This window comes from Bacteroides sp. 2201st1_D9_2201SCRN_220225 (assembly GCF_040928965.1).
GTDB lineage: Bacteria > Bacteroidota > Bacteroidia > Bacteroidales > Bacteroidaceae > Bacteroides > Bacteroides stercoris.
The window spans coordinates 1-20,888 of sequence record NZ_JBCODG010000042.1 but is presented as its reverse complement, the minus strand read 5'-3'; the positions used below and the strand labels follow the sequence as shown (position 1 = coordinate 20,888).

At 39.0% G+C, this 20,888-nt stretch carries 25 protein-coding genes and 2 tRNA genes; 23 read left to right on the top strand and 4 right to left on the bottom strand.

Features of this window, described 5'->3' with window-relative positions; translation table 11 throughout:
• Positions 1-8: 8 nt before the first annotated feature.
• The gene (locus AB5903_RS14160; protein ID WP_195657954.1) at positions 9-1,040 is read left to right on the top strand and encodes a threonine-phosphate decarboxylase; all 1,032 of its coding nucleotides are present in this window, start codon (positions 9-11) and stop codon (positions 1,038-1,040) included.
• 38 nt (positions 1,041-1,078) lie between these two features.
• On the top strand, positions 1,079-2,053 hold the full coding sequence (cbiB, locus tag AB5903_RS14155) for an adenosylcobinamide-phosphate synthase CbiB (protein WP_272710908.1): 975 nt from the start codon (positions 1,079-1,081) through the stop codon (positions 2,051-2,053).
• A gap of 3 nt (positions 2,054-2,056) precedes the next feature.
• On the opposite strand, the gene cobC is transcribed toward cbiB, so the two are convergent.
• From cobC to cobU, 4 genes are all read right to left on the bottom strand, one after another.
• Entirely contained in the window at positions 2,057-2,587 is a 531-nt protein-coding gene (cobC, locus tag AB5903_RS14150; RefSeq protein WP_005653220.1) for an alpha-ribazole phosphatase, read from the bottom strand.
• Positions 2,588-2,606: 19 nt separating this feature from the next.
• On the bottom strand, positions 2,607-3,407 hold the full coding sequence (locus tag AB5903_RS14145) for an adenosylcobinamide-GDP ribazoletransferase (protein WP_195657953.1): 801 nt from the start codon (positions 3,405-3,407) through the stop codon (positions 2,607-2,609).
• A 107-nt stretch (positions 3,408-3,514) separates the two neighbouring features.
• Positions 3,515-4,552, bottom strand: coding sequence for a nicotinate-nucleotide--dimethylbenzimidazole phosphoribosyltransferase (cobT, locus tag AB5903_RS14140; RefSeq protein WP_195657952.1), 1,038 nt, complete (start codon positions 4,550-4,552; stop codon positions 3,515-3,517).
• Between the two features lie 37 nt (positions 4,553-4,589).
• Entirely contained in the window at positions 4,590-5,105 is a 516-nt protein-coding gene (cobU, locus tag AB5903_RS14135) for a bifunctional adenosylcobinamide kinase/adenosylcobinamide-phosphate guanylyltransferase (protein WP_195657951.1), read from the bottom strand.
• 150 nt (positions 5,106-5,255) lie between these two features.
• Between cobU and AB5903_RS14130 the strand changes: the two genes are divergently transcribed.
• From AB5903_RS14130 to AB5903_RS14030, 21 genes are all read left to right on the top strand, one after another.
• A tRNA-Gly gene (locus tag AB5903_RS14130) sits at positions 5,256-5,328 on the top strand.
• Between the two features lie 129 nt (positions 5,329-5,457).
• Positions 5,458-6,672, top strand: coding sequence for a site-specific integrase (locus tag AB5903_RS14125; RefSeq protein WP_012055549.1), 1,215 nt, complete (start codon positions 5,458-5,460; stop codon positions 6,670-6,672).
• Positions 6,673-6,742: 70 nt separating this feature from the next.
• Complete coding sequence (locus tag AB5903_RS14120) at positions 6,743-7,600, top strand: AbiH family protein (protein WP_012055550.1); 858 nt, start codon at positions 6,743-6,745, stop codon at positions 7,598-7,600.
• Positions 7,601-7,611: 11 nt separating this feature from the next.
• Entirely contained in the window at positions 7,612-8,586 is a 975-nt protein-coding gene (locus AB5903_RS14115; protein ID WP_012055551.1) for a hypothetical protein, read from the top strand.
• A gap of 247 nt (positions 8,587-8,833) precedes the next feature.
• On the top strand, positions 8,834-9,421 hold the full coding sequence (locus tag AB5903_RS14110) for a hypothetical protein (protein WP_007569752.1): 588 nt from the start codon (positions 8,834-8,836) through the stop codon (positions 9,419-9,421).
• A 68-nt stretch (positions 9,422-9,489) separates the two neighbouring features.
• Entirely contained in the window at positions 9,490-9,921 is a 432-nt protein-coding gene (locus tag AB5903_RS14105; RefSeq protein ID WP_005942262.1) for a hypothetical protein, read from the top strand.
• Positions 9,918-11,648: a DEAD/DEAH box helicase family protein gene (locus AB5903_RS14100; protein ID WP_005942266.1), complete on the top strand. Its 1,731-nt coding sequence runs from the start codon at positions 9,918-9,920 to the stop codon at positions 11,646-11,648. The genes AB5903_RS14105 and AB5903_RS14100 overlap by 4 nt, the downstream gene beginning before the upstream one ends.
• 486 nt (positions 11,649-12,134) lie before the next feature.
• The gene (locus AB5903_RS14095) at positions 12,135-13,151 is read left to right on the top strand and encodes a DUF3871 family protein (RefSeq protein ID WP_368117955.1); all 1,017 of its coding nucleotides are present in this window, start codon (positions 12,135-12,137) and stop codon (positions 13,149-13,151) included.
• Between the two features lie 70 nt (positions 13,152-13,221).
• The gene (locus AB5903_RS14090) at positions 13,222-13,494 is read left to right on the top strand and encodes a hypothetical protein (protein WP_005942273.1); all 273 of its coding nucleotides are present in this window, start codon (positions 13,222-13,224) and stop codon (positions 13,492-13,494) included.
• Positions 13,495-14,155: 661 nt separating this feature from the next.
• Positions 14,156-14,656 (top strand): DUF6717 family protein, encoded by a 501-nt coding sequence (locus tag AB5903_RS14085; protein WP_012055553.1) that lies wholly within the window; start codon positions 14,156-14,158, stop codon positions 14,654-14,656.
• Positions 14,657-14,742: 86 nt separating this feature from the next.
• A complete protein-coding gene (locus AB5903_RS14080) occupies positions 14,743-15,009 on the top strand; it encodes a hypothetical protein (protein ID WP_007569762.1) in 267 nt (88 codons plus the stop codon).
• A 650-nt stretch (positions 15,010-15,659) separates the two neighbouring features.
• Positions 15,660-16,130, top strand: coding sequence for a hypothetical protein (locus tag AB5903_RS14075; protein ID WP_007569764.1), 471 nt, complete (start codon positions 15,660-15,662; stop codon positions 16,128-16,130).
• 11 nt (positions 16,131-16,141) lie between these two features.
• Complete coding sequence (locus tag AB5903_RS14070) at positions 16,142-16,648, top strand: hypothetical protein (protein WP_007569765.1); 507 nt, start codon at positions 16,142-16,144, stop codon at positions 16,646-16,648.
• 18 nt (positions 16,649-16,666) lie between these two features.
• Positions 16,667-17,059 (top strand): hypothetical protein, encoded by a 393-nt coding sequence (locus AB5903_RS14065; protein ID WP_368117954.1) that lies wholly within the window; start codon positions 16,667-16,669, stop codon positions 17,057-17,059.
• A gap of 59 nt (positions 17,060-17,118) precedes the next feature.
• Positions 17,119-17,412: a hypothetical protein gene (locus tag AB5903_RS14060; RefSeq protein ID WP_007569767.1), complete on the top strand. Its 294-nt coding sequence runs from the start codon at positions 17,119-17,121 to the stop codon at positions 17,410-17,412.
• 12 nt (positions 17,413-17,424) lie between these two features.
• Positions 17,425-17,769, top strand: a complete 345-nt coding sequence (locus AB5903_RS14055; protein ID WP_007569768.1) for a hypothetical protein — start codon at positions 17,425-17,427, stop codon at positions 17,767-17,769.
• 13 nt (positions 17,770-17,782) lie between these two features.
• Positions 17,783-18,160, top strand: a complete 378-nt coding sequence (locus tag AB5903_RS14050; protein WP_007569769.1) for a hypothetical protein — start codon at positions 17,783-17,785, stop codon at positions 18,158-18,160.
• Between the two features lie 23 nt (positions 18,161-18,183).
• Complete coding sequence (locus tag AB5903_RS14045; protein WP_007569770.1) at positions 18,184-19,044, top strand: penicillin-binding transpeptidase domain-containing protein; 861 nt, start codon at positions 18,184-18,186, stop codon at positions 19,042-19,044.
• Positions 19,044-19,679 (top strand): hypothetical protein, encoded by a 636-nt coding sequence (locus tag AB5903_RS14040; protein WP_012055555.1) that lies wholly within the window; start codon positions 19,044-19,046, stop codon positions 19,677-19,679. Before AB5903_RS14045 ends, AB5903_RS14040 begins: the two co-directional genes overlap by 1 nt.
• A 20-nt stretch (positions 19,680-19,699) precedes the next feature.
• A complete protein-coding gene (locus tag AB5903_RS14035; protein ID WP_012055556.1) occupies positions 19,700-20,119 on the top strand; it encodes a hypothetical protein in 420 nt (139 codons plus the stop codon).
• Positions 20,120-20,633: 514 nt separating this feature from the next.
• Positions 20,634-20,728 (top strand) — tRNA-Gly (locus tag AB5903_RS14030).
• Positions 20,729-20,888: the final 160 nt, after the last annotated feature.

Sequence of the window (20,888 nt, the reverse complement as noted above, 5' to 3'; positions counted from 1 at the left end):
GATAGAATATGATTGACGGACACGGAGACGATTCCTATAAATACAGCCGCCCGATAACGGCAAATTTCAGTTCCAACGTGTACAACGAAGTGAATCTTTCCCGTTTGAAAGCTCATCTTTGCGAATGTATCGGGGAGATAGGCAATTACCCCGAACCCGAACCCTATACGTTGGAAGCCCGTATAGCTTCCCGCTGTCAGCTGCCGTCCGGAGCTGTTTGCGTAACGAATGGCGCAACGGAGGCCATATACCTTATTGCACAGACTTTCCGGGGTACGAATACAGCTATCCTGCAACCCACTTTCAGCGAATATGCGGATGCCTGCCGTATGCACGGACACCGGGTGAGTTCGCTTTATCAACTGCCGAAGGAGCAGGACGGGTATCGCCTGCCGGACGATGTGCGGATGCTGTGGCTCTGCAATCCCAACAATCCCACGGGAACGGTGGCCGGTAAAGAATATATGCGCGGATTGATTGAACATAATCCGCAGGTTTGTTTTATTATAGACCAGTCTTATGAGTTCTTTACGCTGTGTCCGCTTTTCTCTCCGGCAGAGGCGGCGGAGTATCCGAATGTACTGCTGCTGCATTCCATGACGAAAAGGTATGCGATTCCCGGTTTGCGGCTTGGATATGTAACGGGCAGCTCCGGTTTGCTGGAGCGGCTGCGCACCAACCGTATGCCGTGGTCGGTCAACCGGCTTGCCATTGAAGCAGGACTTTTCCTGTTGGAGAACGATGTGCCCGAACCGGTGGATGTGGCTGCTTATTTGCAGGAGACGGCGCGTCTGGGCAAAGCGCTCAAAGCCGTAGGCGGATTGGACGTTTGGGATACGCAGACGCATTTTATGCTGGTGCAGCTTCGCATGGGCAAGGCGTCTGCCTTGAAAGAGTATCTTGCCAGGGAGCATGGCATACTTATTCGGGATGCGTCCAACTTTGCGGGGCTGGACGAGCGCTTTTTCCGCATAGCCACACAGACACCGGAAGAGAACGACAGACTGGTGGCGGCGATAGAGGAATTTATGGCGGGGTAGAGCCGGCGTAATAGTAGAACCTGAGTGATAAACATTTTATGGAAGATATAATCATATTTTTAGGCATTGCTTTCAATCTGAACCTGCCGCTGCTTACGGCATGGCTGCTCGACCACTGGTTGGGCGATCCTGTCTGGCTGCCGCATCCTGTGGTGGCTTTCGGAAAGGCCATCTCGTTCTGTGAGCATCGTCTGAATAAGGGGAATGCCCGTTTTCTGAAAGGGGCTGTCATGTCGTTGGTACTGGTGGCAGGCGTTTATCTGCTTACATTGTTCCTGCTGCGTTGGGCAGCGCATTATTCTCCCGGTTTGCTTTTGACTTTGCAGGTGCTGCTCATCTTTTATTGCCTTGCGGGTACTACGCTGGTGCGAGAAGTCTGCGGGGTGTTTAAGGCTGTAGACCGTTCGTTGGAAGAGGGAAAGAAGCAGGTAGCCCGTATTGTGGGGCGCGACACTTCCGGACTTTCGGCGCAGGAAGTACGTACGGCGGCATTAGAGACGTTGGCAGAGAACCTGAGCGACGGCGTAATCGCTCCGCTGTTCTGGTATATGTTGCTGGGTGTGCCGGGGATGCTTGCCTATAAGATGATAAATACACTCGACTCCATGATAGGGTATAGGAATGAACGCTATCGTCGATTCGGCTGTTTCGCGGCACGTCTGGACGATGTAGCCAACTATATCCCCGCCCGTCTGACGACTTTTCTCATGGTGGCGGTTTCCGGCAGATTCCCGTTGCTGCTTTTTGTGGGGAAATACGGCAGCAAGCATGCCAGTCCCAATTCCGGCTATCCGGAAGCGGCACTTGCCGGAATATTGGACTGCCGCTTCGGTGGTCCTCACAACTATTTTGGCGAGGAAGTGTGGAAACCTTATATCGGCGACAATGAACGGCCTTTGACAACCGAAGACATGAGGATTGCCGTGCGCATCAACCGCAGTGTGGAATGGATAATGGTAATCATTGTTGTTGCTACCGCTACCTGCATGTACGTTATTCCCTCATTCTTCTGAGTGCTAAAGGGTAATCCTGACGATACCGCCATAGGGTGTCAGTGCGCTGAATGCCTCTTCGGGTTTGATGATGCCGGCATATATCTGTGCGCAAATCAGGACGCCGCCGTGGGCAAAAACGGCCACCCGCTGGTAGGGCTTTCCTTTCAGCTCATCGAGAAAGTCGCTGACACGCCGGTACTGCATGGCGAACGACTCTCCGCCCGTAGCCGCTACATTCAAATAGTCGGCATACCACTCCTGTAGGCGTGGGTCGTCGTTGCGGTCGAAAGGTTTCATTTCCCAACTGCCGAAGTTTATTTCCATAATCCGTTTGTCACGTTCTGCATCCGGATAGCCGCAATAGGTGGCAAGGCGTACGCAGCGCGTAAGCGGACTGGTATATACATGGTCGAAAGGCAAAAAGGCTTTCAGGTTCTCTTGGGTAACGGCTGCTTCCTGTTCGAATGTCGGTTTCAGGGGAACATCCGTTTGTCCGTAGCATACGCCGGGCGGTACATCGACGGATGTGTGGCGAATAAGTATAACTTCCATAATTTTTCAGATTAAATGTTTAATGAAAATAAAAGGGAACTGAGACAAAGTCCGTAAGGAAATCGATTCCAAAACCTGCATAGACATATACCAATACAAGGCTGCCTATGTAGAATGCCAGTTCGCAAAGCAGGAAAGCCGCTCCGCAGCAATCACCCGTATATCCTTGCAGGCGGTGTTTCATAAGGCGGCACAGCAGTACAAATGCGAGCAGCGGGAAGAGGGTGGCAGGCCACATCTTTACCGGCAGGAGCAAGACGAAAGGAAGCAATCCGCAGATGAAGGCGGATATCAATTCCTGGCAACTCATGCGGTTGTACACGACTTTAGCCTTGCTATCTTCTTCTTTTCGGGCGTATGGCAGGCAGTTAATGAGTTGGGATGCGCAGAACTTGCACCAGCAGTCGCCGCAGAAGACAAGGATACAAAGGAAATTCAGAGGCAGATTGCGCATCTGTAACAGCAATAGGAAATAGAATATCAGTCCGATAACTCCGTAGCTTCCTATATGGGAATCTTTCATGATGGCAAGCGTACGCTCGCGGGTGGTGCCGCCGCCGAACCCGTCCAGAAAGTCCGCTAACCCGTCTTCGTGCAGGCATCCCGTAACAAGCAGGCGGGCGATGATGGCTATAATCCAGGCAAGGGATACGGGCAGTATCTGTCCGGTCAGCCAGAGAGTGCCTGCCATGATGCCGCCCGTCAGCCAGCCGGTTAGCGGCCAGTAGGGTACTACATGCTTGAAACATTCGGCGGGTACTTCCCTGATTTTCCAAAAGGGCAGTCGGGTGAAGAAGATAAATGCAGCCAGTATGTTCATTATATATAGGTATTGTCTATAAAATTAAAATATGGGTACTATCAACAAAGTTATATATGTTATCTATAAAATGGTTCTCTGCTTAAAGATGCCGTTTGAGGGGCTTCTTAAAAGTATTTGGTGATGGAAGCGTGTGCGAAGTTATCCATTTCATTAATCATGCGGACAGCCGATTCTATAATGGGATATGCACAGATAGCTCCCGTGCCTTCTCCGAGTCTTAATCCTAAGTGCAGCAACGGTTTGGCATTTAATGAATCAAGTGCAAGTTTATGCCCGTATTCATCTCCGCAATGTCCGAATACGGCATAATGCAGCACTTCGGGATACAGCTTGGCGGCGGCAAGGATACAGTTTGTCATGATGAAGCCGTCTACCAGAATAATCATTTTCAGCTCGGCGGCTTGCAGCATGGCGCCTACTGCCATAACCATTTCCAAGCCGCCGAAGTAGCGGATGATGTCACGCGGCGAACCGTCTCCTTTGTAGTTGTCCAACGACTGTTTCAACACTTCGTACTTATGGCGGATGCCTGCATCGTCCAGTCCGCTTCCCGCACCGACGCATTCTTTTAGCGGAATGCCGGTGAAGCAGCTCATCCATAGGGAAGAAGAGGATGTGTTGCCTATTCCCATTTCCCCGAAACTGAGTATGTTACTGCCTTCTTCGCGGCAACGGCGCACCACTTCCGCACCCCGTTCCAGGCAAAGTTCCATTTCCGTTTCGGTCATTGCAGCTTCGTGCAGATAGTTGCGTGTGCCTTTGCGCACTTTCATATTGATGATGCCTTTTTCATAAGGCAGGTCATAATCTACTCCCGCATCCACTATCTTTAATGTAAATCCGTGCTGGCGGCACAGGAAATTGACGCCGGCACCCCCATGAAGGAAATTACTGATTTGTTGCCAGGTAATTTCTTTGGGTGAGAGGCTGACACCTTCCTCTACAATACCATGATCGGCAGCAAAGATGATATTCTGAGGGTGTTGCAGAATGGGAGTCAGGCTTTGCTGGATAAGCCCTACCTGAAGCGCAAGGCTTTCCAGCATTCCCAAAGACCCTTTCGGCTTGGTCAGGTTATTGATTTTCTCAACCAGTGCCGGTCGTATAGCTTCATCCGGTCCTATTATATCAAATGTCTTCATAATTTTATACCTTATACTTCATTCTTATATTCCGTACTTATTCACACTTAATTTTTGTTGCAATCCCCGACACCATTAAAATCACTTCATCTGCCCGTGAAGCCACATACTGGTTCATCCAGCCTTGCATATCCGTAAACTTCCGTTGTATTTCGTTTTCGGATGTGCCGCCCATACCTATCTCGTTGGTGACAAATATAAATGTGGCATCCTGTGCCGTAAAGCAGTCGAATTCGGCTTTGGCTGCGGCAAGGGAACGGTCTGTATCGGCATCCAGGTCGAAAAAGAAGTTGGTGCACCACAACGTTATGCAGTCTATCAGTACGGTGCGTCCGGACAGCGAGTGGCGGCTCAGCTCTTTATCTTCTTCTATGTTTGTCCATTCCGGTCCGCGCCTTTCCTGGTGGTGTATCACCCGTTTGCGGAATTCTTCATCCCATATACGTGCCGTAGCGAGGTAGACGGGGTTGGGCGAGAGGCTGAGCGCCAGCTTTTCCGCATAGGTACTTTTGCCCGAACGTGCTCCACCGGTAATAAGTATGATTCGTCTCATTGGTTTGCTTGAAGTTTTTATGAAAGCAAATGTACATGATTTCTGCGGCAGTGGCAAGAATAGAGTATTTTTTTAGCGGTTTCGTTTTTTCTTTTTTAAAAGATTTCATTACCTTTGCCGATGTTTTCAGAATAAAGGGAAACGAAACCTGCGGCAATAGCTCAGTTGGTAGAGCATCAGCTTCCCAAGCTGAGGGTCACGAGTTCGAACCTCGCTTGCCGCTCATAATGAAAGCCTTGATAGTTAATAGATTAGCTATCGAGGTTTTCTGCTTTTAGCAGGTTACGGAAAGTCTATTTTCGGGTGGTTTCAGAGGGTGCATGTAAACCAAGATGTAAACCGAAAATTCATTATGAATGCCTGTGTTTCAGTAGTTTGCTACAAATCTAAGACATTATCCAATGGTGAAAATCCATTGATGCTCCAAGTATCTAAAGGAGGAAAGCGTAAATACCAAAGTTTAGGCATATCCATCAATCCTAAATATTGGGACTTCACACGAAACAAACCTAAGCCTAACTGCCCTAATAAAGAATATATCCAAAAGATTATCTTGGATAAACAAAGGGAGCTACAACAACGCATGTTGGAACTAAACAGCGAACAAAAAGAATACACTACCACCACTTTACTCAATAATGAGAATACAAAGTTTGAGCTAAAAACAGTCAGTATGTTCTACAAGGAACTTATAGAGCAATACACACGGGAGGATAAATGTGGAAACCGTCTTATCTATAAAGGCTCATTCAATTCACTCAAAGTTTTCACTAATGGGAAATTGGATATTCCATTTAATGAAATAGATATTGCTTGGCTTAACAAGTATGAGAAGTGGCTACGCTCCAAAGGTAATAGAGAAACTACAATCAGCCTACTTTTTCGCACGCTCCGTAGTGCATACAATAAAGCTATCAAAGCAAAGTGTGCCCGAAAGTCCGATTATCCGTTTGATGATTACAAGATTAACAAATTCGATACCACTACCCAAAAGAGAGCCATTGCCAAAACAGACGTGCTGAAATTCACAACAGAAGTGCAGCCCATCGGAAAGCAACAATATATGGAGTTAAGCAAAGACATATTCGTGTTCAGCTATCTATGCGGTGGAATCAATTTCACAGACATAGCTAATCTGACAAACGAGAATATCCAAAATGGCAGGCTACACTATATTCGTCAAAAGACAAAAAAGCCAATCAAGATAGGAATACCGCAAGAAGCCATGCAGATAATCGAAAAATATTCAAAGGAGAGCAAAGGCTATCTATTTCCGATTTTAGATAGCAAGATACACAAGACCGCCCTACAAAAGCAGAACAGAATACATAAGATATTAGGAAAGGTCAATAAGAATCTAAAACTACTTGCCGCACAGCTTGGAGTTGAAGCCAACTTGACAACCTATGTCGCCCGGCACTCATTCGCAAGCGTCCTAAAGAAATCGGGAGTAAACATCGCATTGATAAGTGAAGCATTGGGACATTCAGACTTAGCCACCACTCAAATATACTTGGATAGTTTCGATAATGAGCAAGTGGATGAAGCCATGAGGAATCTCCTTTAATCTATAAATAAATCCCATTTGCAGCAATGCAGGTGGGATTTTCTTTATATTTTTGCAAAAAAAGGACAAAATGAGAAATATTGATTTTAATAAATACCAATCAGCTCTAATCATAGGAAATGGATTTGATTTAAGTTTAGGTTTATCCACAAGCTATATGGACTTTGTGAATAGTGATGAATTTCAAATCTTGCTGAATATGCAAAATCAATTAGCTATCTATTTAAAAGTAAATGCTGAATTACAAAACTGGATTGATATAGAAAATGAGTTAAAGCTTTATTCGAAAAATGAAGATAATGCAAAATTCAAAACTGAGTATGAGGCTTTATGTAAACAATTAGTTGTTTATATTAATAATATTGATTATTCAAGTATAAATAAGAATTCTAAAGCTTATGAAGTACTTACAAATTTGTCTTCAACAAAAAACAATATTATTTTAGATTTTAATTATACTGCATCAACAAGGCTGATATTAAAGCAATGTGGGCTATCTGACGAGGATATAGATAATAGATTAATAAAAGTTCATGGAGAAGCATCTAATAACGATATAATATTTGGAGTTGAAGATAATGCTGGAATAAAAAAAGAGCATGTTTTTTTGCGTAAAGCATATAACATAAAATATAAGGCACTTAATTTTTCTGAATTATATGACAGAATAAAATCAGTTGCAATTTTTGGGCATTCTTTAGGAGAAACAGACCATACATATTTTAACAAACTCTTTCAGGAAAGCTGTATGTATAACAAGTTCTCAACTAATAACAATAAAGAATTTTGGCTCTTTTATTATAAAGAAAATGGCTACCACTGTATGATGCAACAATTAGATTCATTAACGCATAATAGCCTAACCTCATTTAGGCAATATAACAGAGTGAATTTTATCAATACAGATAAAGAAAAAGTTTTTATCTAACATAGCAAGCAATGGAAATAGAAGAACTGCCCGATTTGAAAGTTAATTGGATTGAAAGCTACAAATACCTTGCTGAACCACTATTAGAATATGTGTGGGAAGTAGCCAATCACTTCCTGCCCGATTATGAAGATGTGTCCGCTGCACCTGCCATATTCGCCAACAGATATGCGGAAAGAAACTTGTCCGTTGAAGAAAGGTACGAGAGAACACAAGAAATGAAAACTTTCAAAGGAACTTTGGAAGAATACAAGAAACGAGAATACAGAAAGCTGGATGATTCTTTCAAAGAGAAGTTTCTAACTAATGAAGATTTACAGAATACCATTGAAGCGTATAAGTTGGATGTTAGCAAGTTTTGGTATCTACTTCTGTTCGTATATGACTTTATAGAGGATATTGGTACAAACGCACCTGCATTAAATAAGTCCGTATTGGAGGATTTTAGCTATTTTCATACCAACCTATCGGAAGCTACCAGTATCACCCTAAAGAAGAATAACAAGAAAAGCTATGTCGTTGAAAGGGAGGACACAATCAGAATCATTCAAGCAGCCTTGCAGCATTTTGTCAATACATACAGCGATATTATACATAGTGAGCAAGATAGAGAAACCATGATTAAACAATTAAAGGACATAGGTTTGGAGGGCTTTATCAGAAATGACTTATCGTCAAAAATCAGCTTTACGGACAAGTTCAGTCTTGACATATCTTATAAGAAGTGGAAATTTACGGATATGTTTCTGTCTTTTATTGAAAGAAGAAAGGCTACCACCATACCCGATAAAAAAGTAAAGGTATCTAAAGACAAGATGATGCTTGTTTCAAGGCTTATCTATACAGTGGGCTATGATGGCAAAAGATATAATGAAGAATACGATTCGGAGGGTAACAAGAACAGAATGTTATCCAATCTCCTTAGAAGATACAAGAACGAGAAATTTCCGTCTGTCATAGCTAATAACTACAACGTAGTTTCATAAACGACATACATAAAAACATAGCAGAAATGCGTACTGAAAGGGTTGTTCTTTTCGGTACGCATTTTTTTTGCGTACTGGAATGGGCACGTTTTCTACACACATGGGCATTAGGCAAAATGCTTTGTTACCCCTTATTTCTGCCCTAATTTTGCAATGTCAAAAGGGAACAAATAAGTAAGTGCGCATAGCTTTAGTAGTTCTTTAATGACTTAATAATTAATATGTAAAATATCTAAAATTAGGAATTATGAAAAATTTAAAATTTGCAGAAGCATTAAATAGTGAAGTAGAAAACATAGTAGAAAACACTAAAGTAAGTGCAGCATTCGTGCAGGAACTGAAAGAAGCATTCCTCATGTTTCCCGTCAGAACGGATATGCGTTTCAAACAATCCTCAAAAGGAGAACTGATTATATCGGTCACAGTCGTTTATGCTACTGGCATGACACAACATTTTGAGGGTGCAGGAGATGCAGACCTTATTTCGGCAATACATTTCGGCATGGCTAAAATGATAAACGGCTTGCACGACTACAAAGCAGAGGAACATGAGGTCGAAATTGCCCAAGAGGGTGAAAACTTGGTAATGGAACTGTTCAAGCAGTACATGAACTCCACTATGAGGGGCTATATTGAAGCGGACTGGTACAACAACAGCGGCGAGCGTTACCGTTGCGTGAGATTTTCTTCCACATTCAACGGGAATGTAAAGTTCTGCATGAAAGCAACGGATGAAGTGAACAGCCTTATCTGTGAAGCCTGCAAACCCGAATGGATGAAGAAATCAGAAGCGGAAGCCAAACAACAAGTTCCCAAACAGAATGAAGTAGCCTAAACAATCAGCTTGGAAGGAAGTCGAGGGAACAATCTCTCTCGGCTTTCTTTTTAATCGGAACAGAGAAAATGAAACAGATACAGTTTGCCCAAACATATAATAATGAAGCTGCACACAGACAAGTGAAGCTACTAATGAAACAACACAAGCAGCTTTATATCCAAGTGAACGGTGAAGCATGGATTAGCAGTCAAGGAGTAACGAGTATAAGATACCAACTCAACGCACAAGGCTGGCAGTGGATTCTTAATTATCTGCAAACGGGAGATTATGAGGATTTTGGAGTATTCCCGTCCAGACTATCCAAGCTATGCAGCGAGTTCCAAGAGGATGTGGTAAAAGAACTAATAGAACAGAAATACAATATTGCAAGAATCCCTTTTTTACGGGAAACCGAAGCCTATATAAGACTTAGAGGGCTGTTCCGTTTCGGAAAACTCTTTTTCAGCATAAGGAGAAGCGATGAATTTATAGATTATCTAAACAGCAAAGGATTATGATTACTCTACATAAAGGTCAATACCTGTCTGACGTAATGAGTGAGATTCCGTCAAACTGCATACTTTCCAAAAGAATACCCGGCTGTGGTGCTACCACTTTGGAGCTTGAAACCCAAAGAAATTCCATTATCGTAGTTCCCAATGTACCCGTCATCAAAAGCAAGTGCGGAAAATACAGCAATCTGTTAGGCGTTTATGAAGATGTCACAACAGATAAGATTCGCAATTATCTGACTAATAACAGACTACATAAGATAATGACTACTCCCGAAAGTTTTGGAAAAGTGAAAAACGCTTGCAGTGGTATTGACATTTATAATCATTTCTTCCTGCTGATGGATGAATGCCACCAATTAATCAAGGATGTGGATTACAGAACGGACATAGTGCTGCCCATGAATGACTTTTTTCGTTTCAAAAGCAAGGCTCTTGTTTCCGCCACTCCTATCGGATTCAGTGACCCAAGATTTAAAGAGTTTGAAACAGTGGAAGTAAGTGCCGATTATGATTACAGACAAGAAATTGCGGTTACACATACTTATAATATATACAAGGCAATAAGTGAATATTTAGGCAATCACACAGAGGAAACAGTCTGCTTTTTCGTCAATTCCGTGGTAATGATTTACTCCATAATGAAACAGTTCGGCATATTGGAGGATTCTACCGTTTACTGTGCGCCAAAAAGCCGTTTGAAACTGAAAAATGAATACTCCTTTGATAATGCTTATAATGATTGGAACGCAGATACCATGAAGAAATATAACTTCTTCACTGGCAGATTCTTTACGGCATTCGACTTGGATTTGCCTTATCAGCCCGATTTGGTAATGGTTACAGACCCTTATAATTCCGAATATACCATACTTGACATAGATACGGACTGCATACAGATTTGCGGAAGATTCCGTAACGGTATAAAATCGGCAACACATATCTATCGGGTGAATCCCGAAATCATAACCAAAGACAGGGAACAGATAGAATGGGAAATTTCGGCACATGAATTTGCCTATAACACGATACAAACCTTATACAAAAGTGCGGATAACAGAGAAAGCAGATTCGCTTTCGGTGCAGTTCTTGAAACCATGCCGTTCCGTAAATTCCTATATTCGGACTTTACAAAGAACTGGTTTGCCATAGACAATGAGATTAATTCCGTATTGGTGAACAACAGATACCAATCAAGACAAGAAATAAAGAACTGGTACAATGACTGCCATTTCTTCAATCCCACATTTGAGAATTGCGAATATAACGAGAATGACGAGAAATTAAAGATTGCCAAGACTACACGCTCGGTAAAGGACAAACACAGAAAAATGGTACAACTTCTTAGTGAAATGGAAACTCCCTACTCGGAATACGCCTTAGATTTCATTAATGATATGCGGAAGATTGACCCGTTCATTGTGGAAGCGTTTGAGACTTTGGGCAAAGAGAGGATAGAAGAACTTAACTATTCCAAAAAGAAAATCAAAGAAGAAATGATTCTGACACAACGTAAGGGGAATAAAGTTATCAGACTGGTTAAGAATATATTCAAGGTTGGTAACAGATATTCCAATGAGAAAATAGTTAATGAATTAACGAGAATATATGAGAGATTGAACATACACCCCGAAGAAAATATAGAACCGAAACTTATCGGTCTCTATTATCAAGCAAATCCATTTAAATCGGGTAATATAAGAGGCTATCAATTAAATTCGGAATTAGTTTAGCTAAATGGGACAAAATCTCATTTTCTTGCCTTTCTATACCCGATACAGAAATTAAGTAAAATGTCCCTATCAACCTTAATAACTAATGAAACAGAGTAATTTTCGTACTAACTAATAATATACAGTCGCAGGAAATTCTTGCGGCTTTTATTTTTGGCGCAGAACCACAGTCCCACATTTTCCCCGATTCCGATTTTCCGAATATTTCCACGTTAGGAAGAGTTATATAGCCTATACTTTATAATATACCACATACAGCTAATACCATTAAAAAGACTACCTAACTAAAGAATCACCTATATTCAGTTTTGCTAAAAGTCAAGAGAGCAAATATTATAAGGTACTTTATACAGAAAGCCCCCCTCCCCATTCAATCAGTAACCTTAAATATATAAGAGTGTCTGCCTTTACAGTGTACTACCCCCTTAGTCCCCCTCTGTATATTGATATAAAAAAGAATTATTAATCATTTAAACTTTTATCAATATGAGAAATTTAGTTATCATGCCAACAGAGAACAAAGAGAGAATGAATTTAGGTGAGTTTGCAGAAGAAGCAACCATTATTGAAGAAACTGCAACACCTAAAAGGGTAAATCATTTCATTGAGGCAAACACCCAAGAAGCTACCTTGCAACATTTGAAAAATGACTGCATTACTCCCGTTTTTGCAAAAGACAATGAGCTTACAGTAAACCATGCTGCATTTATTGAAACAGTTTGGGAAGCTGCAAACTCCTATTACAATGGTGAGACTATTGGAACACCCGATATTCGTGTCTCTCATGTGATTAAGGGTCGTATTCCCGAAGCTATCCACAAACCTGCCAATCAGTTGTTGGAATCAGACAAAACAATCTACTATGAGAGGGCAGCTTTCAGTATTGACATTCCCACAATCTATGAAACGGTTGAGGGAAACAAGTTGAACCTTTCAATAGTAGGGGTCAGAGCCTATAATCAAATGAATCTGTATTCAAAGAAAGTTCCAGAGTTGTTTAGATTGGCTATTGGCTTTAAGAACCAAGTATGTTGCAATATGTGCATCTTTACAGACGGTTACAAGGATGATTTAAGAGTGAGCAATACAAGTGAACTTTACCGTTCTGCCTTGGAACTGTTCAACAACTACAATCCTGCCAAACATCTGCATTTGATGCAAAAGTTGGGCAATACTTCAATGAGTGAGCATCAATTCTGCCAAATATTGGGTAAAATGAGACTTTATCAGTGTTTGCCCAATGGCTACCAAAAGAGACTGCCAAGAATGTTGCTTACTGATACACAAATAAACAGTGTTGCAAAAGCCTACATTAATGATGAGAACTTTGGCAGCTTTGGAAATGACTTGAATATGTGGAAATTTTATAATTTGCTCACTGGAGCAAATAAAAGTTCATATATTGATTCATTCTTAGACCGCTCTTTAAATGCTACTGAAATGGCAGTTGGAATTAATGCAGCCTTGCATGGGGATGAGCATTACAAATGGTTTATTGACTAATTAATGAGAGGACATCTATTTATTAGGTGTCCTTTCTTATCTATTTTACAAACCTTTTAAATAATGAGATATGGAATTACAAGAAAGCCGTGAATATAAGGCTGCAAAAGAATTGGAAAGAGCTTTGAATGATATGAGTTGGAATCCTCAAAAATTTGCTGAAAGTACAAGATATTATCACCGTACATTACAGCAGGAATTAATGAAAACCATTGTGGCAATCATTAAAATGGTTGGTGATAAGGGGTACAGAACAGACCTTAGAAATCAAGCCTCACATGAACTTTGCAGAAAGATTATTGACAGTGGGGTATTGGATGATTGTTACTTGCCTTTTATATAATGTAATGAGAGGACATCTATTTATTTAGGTGTCCTTTCTTTTTTATTCACTTAAAAATACTACAAAATGGAAGATAATGGAAAATTGATTTTATGGGGTACATTGGTAGTTCTACTACTGATAATGATTGGTATTATCAATCCTTTTTTGCTGATACTGATTTTATCCATCTTTATTTATGCGCAATCTTAGTTACACTTTTTTATTGGAATGGGACAAAGTTTGAAATTTCTGTTGTTATCATACCTTTTTCAGAAATAGAGAATTTTGTCCCGTTCTCTAATATACAGTAACTTTCAAAAACTGCAATGTAAGAGAAACTACAAATAATGGTTATATCTAAATCTGATAGGGCATAGTTCCAAGCCAAACAGATTGCGATAACGTAATTAGCCCTACATTAATGCAAGCGTAAGAAAATTATCTTTTTAAAAAGCCATGATATGGCTTGTAGTTTATGGTATGTGCAATTTTGGGGAACTACTTATATGCCATACTAATCTACTGATTATTTAGCTATTCCATAAAATAATTTCTGAATTATGCAAACATATGCAAAGTATTGAAATACAGTTTATTTTGATAATTCAAATTAAACACATAGCTTTGCAGTGTCCGTTTACAAAATCCCATTTATTTAATCATTTAAAATTTATCAGCTATGAGTAATCTTAAAACTTACTTCAAGAAAAGTGTGTCCGTATGTAAGAAAAGCTCTGCCTATATAAGAGCTATACTCGTTCTTGCAAAGGCACTATATCATGCAATGGTGGGCAATGGAAATTATGAGGTATCATTTACCAAGATAGGGCGCAAATGGTACTGTAATGTTCCGGGCTTTCCCAAAGAACTGTTTGAACATACGCTCATGGTTGGTGGTGCATCCAACTATCTTGAATATTACTCTCGTGGAGAAAATGAGATTGTGGCTACTATCAGAATTGCTAAAGAATGGGAAGATAAGTTTTATTGCGGAGTTAGATTATATAAGGTAAGTTCCACTTTAACGGGTGGTGCTTTCTATAAAGACCCAAGCGGAAATTTTGGTGAAGAACTTTGGCTTTGTCCCGTTACTCTATTCTTATTGGGCAAATACCCGAAACTAATCTTTATCTATAAGATTAACAAAAACTACCTGCATTGTCCCATCTGTATTGAGTGATTGGGCAAATTTATCCTCACAGATACCGCTATAATTGCAAATGAATCACTAATTTTGTGGTCTAATTAACTAAAAACACAATAGATATGGAAGGTATGTTCTCTTTAGGCAATGTTGGATTATGGAGAATGGCAAGCAATGGCTATATGTCTCTAACTGGAGAAGTGGGTGAATTATTCATTACCAAAATTTTAGGAACTATCATTCTTAAATTGAAATATAAAGATATTGTTTACGCAGTTTCAAAAAACGCAAATGAAAGATATTTTAGAGTACCAACCTCGGAAGGTGGATATTTCTTCTACTTTGACAGCTTTAATGAATTAAAAGAGGCTATTGAAAAAGGCAAATAGCAGACTGATTATTAAATAGTTCGCAGTATTTGCGGACTTTTTTTATATCCATTATGAAGATTAGATACTTCTTTCATTCATTACTTAGTTAGGCAACAAACCCATATACCTTATAATCTCTAATAGAACTACATCTTTCAATCCGCAGAAACTACGGGTACTTTTTTCGGGAAGAAATCTTCTTATAGTCCCCATTCAAAAAAAGTACCTGCTTATGCTATTACAAAGAAAAGAAGCTGAATACTTCTCTAATTACTTACTAAAGATATGCTTTAGAACATTTAGAACTGCATTTATCAGCGTTTTATCTTTAGCTATTCAAAACTTTTCGCTAACTTTGCAACAATTCCAGTAGTCTTAATGCGTTAAGACACTGAAAGGACATATTTAACGAAAAGGTGTTATTGAAATTATCTTTATTGGTAAATTCTCGCAAAATTTTCCTGTAGCAAAGATAATGGACGGTAGCACCACATCTTTGGTATGTATAGCCATTATTGGCTTTCTACATATCCTTTGGTGTGGGCTATTGTCTTTATCCGCTACGAGGCAATGCGAGAAGCCCACCAATGGATAAGGATGATAAGTTCCCACACCTTATTTTTTTATTCGCTTCTTCGGGGAATTGGGAAGTACAATATTAGTGAGCAATGAAGAAGATTATTTCAATTTTAGCTTTTACAGTATTGCCAACAGTTGCTTATTCACAACTTCCATTAGTTGAATACAAACCCGTAATAGTTGGCAAAAGTAATAACAACAGTAGCAACGAACATAACCAAGGTAATAGTAATGAGTATTTCCCGAATGTGCCTTCATATTCTACTCCTAATCGTTCCACCACACAAAACTATCAGACAATAGGAGCATATTTTTTTGATACAAGTTCACAGAATTTTAAAAGAACGAAAATTAAAATCAATTTCGGGGAATCCTATTCGGGAGAAACTGAAATCTATGTTAGGGCAGTATTAGACCGTTCTTTATATAGAGAAAGTTGGAGAGACTGTAACAACAGAGCCGTTAGGGTCAATGCTTTGTTAGACAAGGAAATTATAGTGAATAATTTTGAATGGAAAGTAGAGCATACGGCTTTGGGTACTATTTACTTTAATTACTAATTGTTGAGATTATGAGAACTTTTATTCTGATTTTGTTTTCTCTATGCTTTGTCACCATATATGGGACAAATACAGAAAGTAATGATGTTGCATTATCCATAAACCAAAATTTTCAAGGCAGTTTTTCCTATAAATATGGTGAACGGAGAATAGACAAAGAACTGTATATACATAATTTAGGGAATAATGTTCAATCTTATATCGCAAGTAAAAATTGGAATGAATATAAATGTGAGGAATTTAGAAATGCGTATGGGAAATATATGGATGCACTGAAAAAAGACAGACTATCCGCAGATGATTTTGGAACAATATATGATTCTAAAGGAGAGTTAGGAAATGCTGACAATGATGATTATTGGTATGACAACAAAGGAAATAGGATAAGTGGTGCGGAGTACAGAGCTTTAAGTGTACGCAAACAAAAGAAGTATCGGGCTTTTTATGCCAATAAAGAAGTTGCCACATATTTCAATGAGATTGCTAAGGCTATAGTAAACAGAAGATATTCAGATTAACAATCGAACTATACGGTTATGAAAAAATATTTATTAGGACTTCTACTGTTTTTCGTTTCATGTGGAATAGGTAAAACCTATCTATATGAATTAGACTTTACGGAAGATAAAGACAGAAAATCGGGAAATATATTCAATGTGTTCGTACATGACAAAAAAGGTAACGCTTTCGATGGAACAGCATGGTCAAGCGATGGAAAAACTCTATCCATAGAAGTAAACAATGGCATTCTTGTTTGCTTAAAGATGTATTATGAAAATGGGGAAATGGTTACATATAGCACATTACAACAACGTACCTATTATGATAAAGATGGGAATGTGATAAGCGAAACAGATTTTAGAGCAGGAATAGATTCTGAAACTTTGTCACGCATGAGGATGGCTTCAATGGAGTTAGAGAAAAGATAGCTTAGATAACAGCCCAATATGATTCAAACCTCAATAATATATAATTAAAGTAGCTAAGTATGAAGCAGTTAAATAAATGCGTGTTGTTTTTTATCGTGCTATTCCTCAATACTACTTATCTATTTGCAGACATTGGTAATCGTGGTAGATGGGATAACGGTGGAACTTCTAATTTTGGAATGTCCTTATGGGTACTTTTGGGTATTATCGCAGGAGGATTCTTTGCATGTATTTTTATTAAAAACGGCTTGGAGAATGGATTCAAAGACAAGGAACTGAATAAAACTGGATGTATGTCAATAATTGCTACTATTGTTGGATTATTGGTTTTAGTATCTATGTGTTCACATTAAATAGAAGTATGTATGAAATTCAAATTCTTAGCATTCATATTAATCGCATTCAGTATCAATCTATATGCTGATGAATACAAGTTTGATTATGCAGTTATTGACAATGAGAAAGTGACGACTGTAAGTGCTTCAAATATTACAGCCCATCTTATTAGTGAATCTAAAGCTACTGTAACTTATAAAAATGAGACCGTTACTCTAATATCTAAAGATGGTTACGAATACAAAGGCTTTGGTGAAAGTGGAGTGGTAATCGTTTCTAATAGAGTGAATGGTGTATTAAGTAGAATTACCATAGGAGGAACTTTTAGAGGACAAACCGTTATACTTGTTTATAAGCGGATTAATAGCAAATAACATCTTGATAATTATGGATATTCTCAAATATATTGTATGTCTGATTATTGCAGCTATCATTTATTTTATAGTCGGGCTTATTGCTTGGAATATTGTATGTTCATGGGTTGATATGTCATCTTGTACATTAGTGGAAATTAGTAATTATAGAATATACACATACTCTGGAATAGCTTGTATTTCCGCGATTATAGCTGAAATAAGAGTAGGAATAAAAAATGGGCGTGATATGGACGGGGCATGTACAATTCTATTTGTCACTGGATTTCTTGCACTTATGGCTAATCATTGGGAAAGCATGTGGGATAGTGTCGCTGTTATCCTAACTATTTTATACAATATTATAAATATTGTAATAATGGCATATTGCTTTTATAAGAGTAATGAATGATATTTCCATTTACATAAACTACCATGAAAAATACTGTTATCCTTTTAATTAGCATAGCTACATTTATAGCCTGCACCAAACAAAAAGCGGAACAAGTTTCTACCATAGACAGCACTTTACAAGTAAGTGTTGATTCTATCCTGCAAAACAAGCTATCCGAACTTAATGCTACGGTAGGGCAAGTTATTATAATGGAAGTACGGACGGGAGAAATTAAAGTTTCTGTTGGTTCTGATTCTATTCTGCAAGAATCGGGATTAGTGCGTATCGCTTCACTTTTGGCAGTATTGGAAACAAAGGCAGTCAAACTATCCGATTCGATAGATGTTGCAGATGGTGTCTTAGCTATTGGTAAAGATACATTGTGCGACCATAATTGGCATAGGGGTGGATATGGAAAAATCACAGTGGAACAAGGCTTTGGAGTAGCATCCAATATCGCCAATTACAAAATAGTAAAAAAAGTATTTGAGAATGAACAAGCCTTTTCGGAAGCACTTGCAAAGTATGGTTATCAAGTGAAAGACACAAGTCTTGTTTATAATCCTTTGGGATATGGCATTCTCACCACTCCATTACAGAACTTGACTTTCTTTAATTACATAGCTAAAAGTAAGACTGCCATAAAAGAAGCATTGGAATACTCTGTTTCTAATGGATTAGCTAAACCTGCCCAATCAGATAAAGTTAAAGTAGCTGGAGCAACGGGAACAATTCAACTTCCGAACGGTGAATATGCGGTAGAATTTTGCGGTTACTTCCCTGCCGATAATCCGAAATACAGTGTTATCGTTACCATTAATAAGACAGAATTACCTGCAAGCGGTGGACTGATGGCAGGTGATGTTTTTAGGCAGATTGTTGATATTATGAATGAAAGATAATGAGAAGATTGCTATTTATCATTATTGGGCTACTTAGTTTAGCGGCTTGCAAAACAGACAAGACATCTGTTCCGCAAGAATTTGAGTGCTTTAATCAGCCACATATATACATAAAATACAAACAGCCTATAAACGGATATACAGTAAAGGTTATGTGGTTGCAATATGGTGAGGTAGGTAATGCTCTATTCTGTTTAGAGAAACAAGGAGTACAATACTACTACTTTGCGGAGAAATGGACTGATAAGATTCTGTATGATAAGGGTAACACATATCCGCACAACACAGTTATAGAGTTGGATTATACGGCTAAATTAAAGAGCGAAGAATACCTTTCGGATGATTCTCCTTTCTTCTTTTCTGATGTTGATTTTGACGGAGAAGAGGAGTTCATTATCAACCGCTATAAAAGTGGTTCAAGGGATTCCAATGCTTATGATGTGTACGACGTCAGCCCATACGGTTACTTTATACAGAAAACAGAAGTACCATTTACAGAGTTGGAAAACGGACAATGTAAGTTTGATTCAGAGAACAAGACTATTACTGTTTTTGGCTCTAATGGATGGAACAACGCTATTAGGCATATCTACCAACTAAAAGACAGAAAATTTGAATTAGTACAATCAGAATAACTATTTCAAAATCAAACGAAATGAAAACATTTAGATTTATTGGAATGGCTTTATTAGCCATAGTAATGTGTGTGAACTTTGCTTCTTGCAGTAGTGATAATGATGAAGAAAGTAACGGTGGTAAATCAACACAAGAACTGTTACAAGGCGTATGGTATGATGCCTATACAGACGATTGTCCCTACTTTATTGTCGAGAAAGGCTATTGCTACTTTGCCAACCAACCCTCAACAGTTTACTATGTTGAGAAGTACAAATACACTTTTGATTCTAAAAACAATACGCTGATGTGCTATGGATATGATGAAGAAAGTGATACCTACGATAATGAGCCGTGGTATATAAGAGTTAAATCTGTATCAGATACCAAACTTATTATAAAACTTTTGAACGATGACAATCAAACCGTTGATGATACAAGAGATTGTGTAAAACAATAGCAGACCACTACTTGACAGACAAAAAGCCAACCTACCCATTTGAAGTATATACTTCAAACAACGGATAAGTTGGCTTTTTCAGTTCTGAACAAACATCTTATTAACTACAAAACTATGTGTTTCACAAGCATATTTATAGATGCAGAGAACACAAAACAATAAGAGTAGATTTTTCAGCAGGTAGATTTTTAAGAAGATATAGCTTTATATACCTACTACTGATTTTTATACCGATACTATATTATGCAATGTCAATACAATATATGAATACTTTTTCAGTAGGGAGAAAGCTACTTTATACTATTATATACTATATCAGTAGATAGATAAAAAACTGATAGTCAAAAGCAAAACTATAAGAAAGAATCATTGGATAACAGCACAATATTGACTAACTTTGTGGTGCAGTTCAATGCTGCAAAGAGATTATTAATTTATTGTTGAATTTATCTTGTTTACGTGTAAACCAACATGTAAACCGCAACTTGAAAGGACTTCTTCTAAGAAGATATAAGCGGCAGTAGCTCAGTTGGTCACTTTTAATCCGCAGGATTAAAAGGCATCAGCTTCCCAAGCTGAGGGTCACGAGTTCGAGCCTCGCTTGCCGCTCTCTTGAAAATCAGATAGTTATCGCAAGATTACTATCTGATTTTTGTTTTTAGGCAATGGCAGTTGAACTCGCAGTTGACGGGTCAACGTAACAATCTGAGGGATTTTATATTTAAGCATATAATTTAGCAAGTCTATATAAGAAAAGAGCTCTATCTCT

What these genes read in the sequence shown, in the direction of transcription:
- AB5903_RS14160 (WP_195657954.1), top strand. Translation starts at nt 9, where the DNA reads ATGATTGACGGACACGGAGACGATTCCTATAAATACAGCCGCCCGATA.
- cbiB (WP_272710908.1), top strand. Translation starts at nt 1,079, where the DNA reads ATGGAAGATATAATCATATTTTTAGGCATTGCTTTCAATCTGAACCTG.
- cobC (WP_005653220.1), bottom strand. Translation starts at nt 2,587, where the DNA reads ATGGAAGTTATACTTATTCGCCACACATCCGTCGATGTACCGCCCGGC.
- AB5903_RS14145 (WP_195657953.1), bottom strand. Translation starts at nt 3,407, where the DNA reads ATGAACATACTGGCTGCATTTATCTTCTTCACCCGACTGCCCTTTTGG.
- cobT (WP_195657952.1), bottom strand. Translation starts at nt 4,552, where the DNA reads ATGAAGACATTTGATATAATAGGACCGGATGAAGCTATACGACCGGCA.
- cobU (WP_195657951.1), bottom strand. Translation starts at nt 5,105, where the DNA reads ATGAGACGAATCATACTTATTACCGGTGGAGCACGTTCGGGCAAAAGT.
- AB5903_RS14125 (WP_012055549.1), top strand. Translation starts at nt 5,458, where the DNA reads ATGAATGCCTGTGTTTCAGTAGTTTGCTACAAATCTAAGACATTATCC.
- AB5903_RS14120 (WP_012055550.1), top strand. Translation starts at nt 6,743, where the DNA reads ATGAGAAATATTGATTTTAATAAATACCAATCAGCTCTAATCATAGGA.
- AB5903_RS14115 (WP_012055551.1), top strand. Translation starts at nt 7,612, where the DNA reads ATGGAAATAGAAGAACTGCCCGATTTGAAAGTTAATTGGATTGAAAGC.
- AB5903_RS14110 (WP_007569752.1), top strand. Translation starts at nt 8,834, where the DNA reads ATGAAAAATTTAAAATTTGCAGAAGCATTAAATAGTGAAGTAGAAAAC.
- AB5903_RS14105 (WP_005942262.1), top strand. Translation starts at nt 9,490, where the DNA reads ATGAAACAGATACAGTTTGCCCAAACATATAATAATGAAGCTGCACAC.
- AB5903_RS14100 (WP_005942266.1), top strand. Translation starts at nt 9,918, where the DNA reads ATGATTACTCTACATAAAGGTCAATACCTGTCTGACGTAATGAGTGAG.
- AB5903_RS14095 (WP_368117955.1), top strand. Translation starts at nt 12,135, where the DNA reads ATGAGAAATTTAGTTATCATGCCAACAGAGAACAAAGAGAGAATGAAT.
- AB5903_RS14090 (WP_005942273.1), top strand. Translation starts at nt 13,222, where the DNA reads ATGGAATTACAAGAAAGCCGTGAATATAAGGCTGCAAAAGAATTGGAA.
- AB5903_RS14085 (WP_012055553.1), top strand. Translation starts at nt 14,156, where the DNA reads ATGAGTAATCTTAAAACTTACTTCAAGAAAAGTGTGTCCGTATGTAAG.
- AB5903_RS14080 (WP_007569762.1), top strand. Translation starts at nt 14,743, where the DNA reads ATGGAAGGTATGTTCTCTTTAGGCAATGTTGGATTATGGAGAATGGCA.
- AB5903_RS14075 (WP_007569764.1), top strand. Translation starts at nt 15,660, where the DNA reads ATGAAGAAGATTATTTCAATTTTAGCTTTTACAGTATTGCCAACAGTT.
- AB5903_RS14070 (WP_007569765.1), top strand. Translation starts at nt 16,142, where the DNA reads ATGAGAACTTTTATTCTGATTTTGTTTTCTCTATGCTTTGTCACCATA.
- AB5903_RS14065 (WP_368117954.1), top strand. Translation starts at nt 16,667, where the DNA reads ATGAAAAAATATTTATTAGGACTTCTACTGTTTTTCGTTTCATGTGGA.
- AB5903_RS14060 (WP_007569767.1), top strand. Translation starts at nt 17,119, where the DNA reads ATGAAGCAGTTAAATAAATGCGTGTTGTTTTTTATCGTGCTATTCCTC.
- AB5903_RS14055 (WP_007569768.1), top strand. Translation starts at nt 17,425, where the DNA reads ATGAAATTCAAATTCTTAGCATTCATATTAATCGCATTCAGTATCAAT.
- AB5903_RS14050 (WP_007569769.1), top strand. Translation starts at nt 17,783, where the DNA reads ATGGATATTCTCAAATATATTGTATGTCTGATTATTGCAGCTATCATT.
- AB5903_RS14045 (WP_007569770.1), top strand. Translation starts at nt 18,184, where the DNA reads ATGAAAAATACTGTTATCCTTTTAATTAGCATAGCTACATTTATAGCC.
- AB5903_RS14040 (WP_012055555.1), top strand. Translation starts at nt 19,044, where the DNA reads ATGAGAAGATTGCTATTTATCATTATTGGGCTACTTAGTTTAGCGGCT.
- AB5903_RS14035 (WP_012055556.1), top strand. Translation starts at nt 19,700, where the DNA reads ATGAAAACATTTAGATTTATTGGAATGGCTTTATTAGCCATAGTAATG.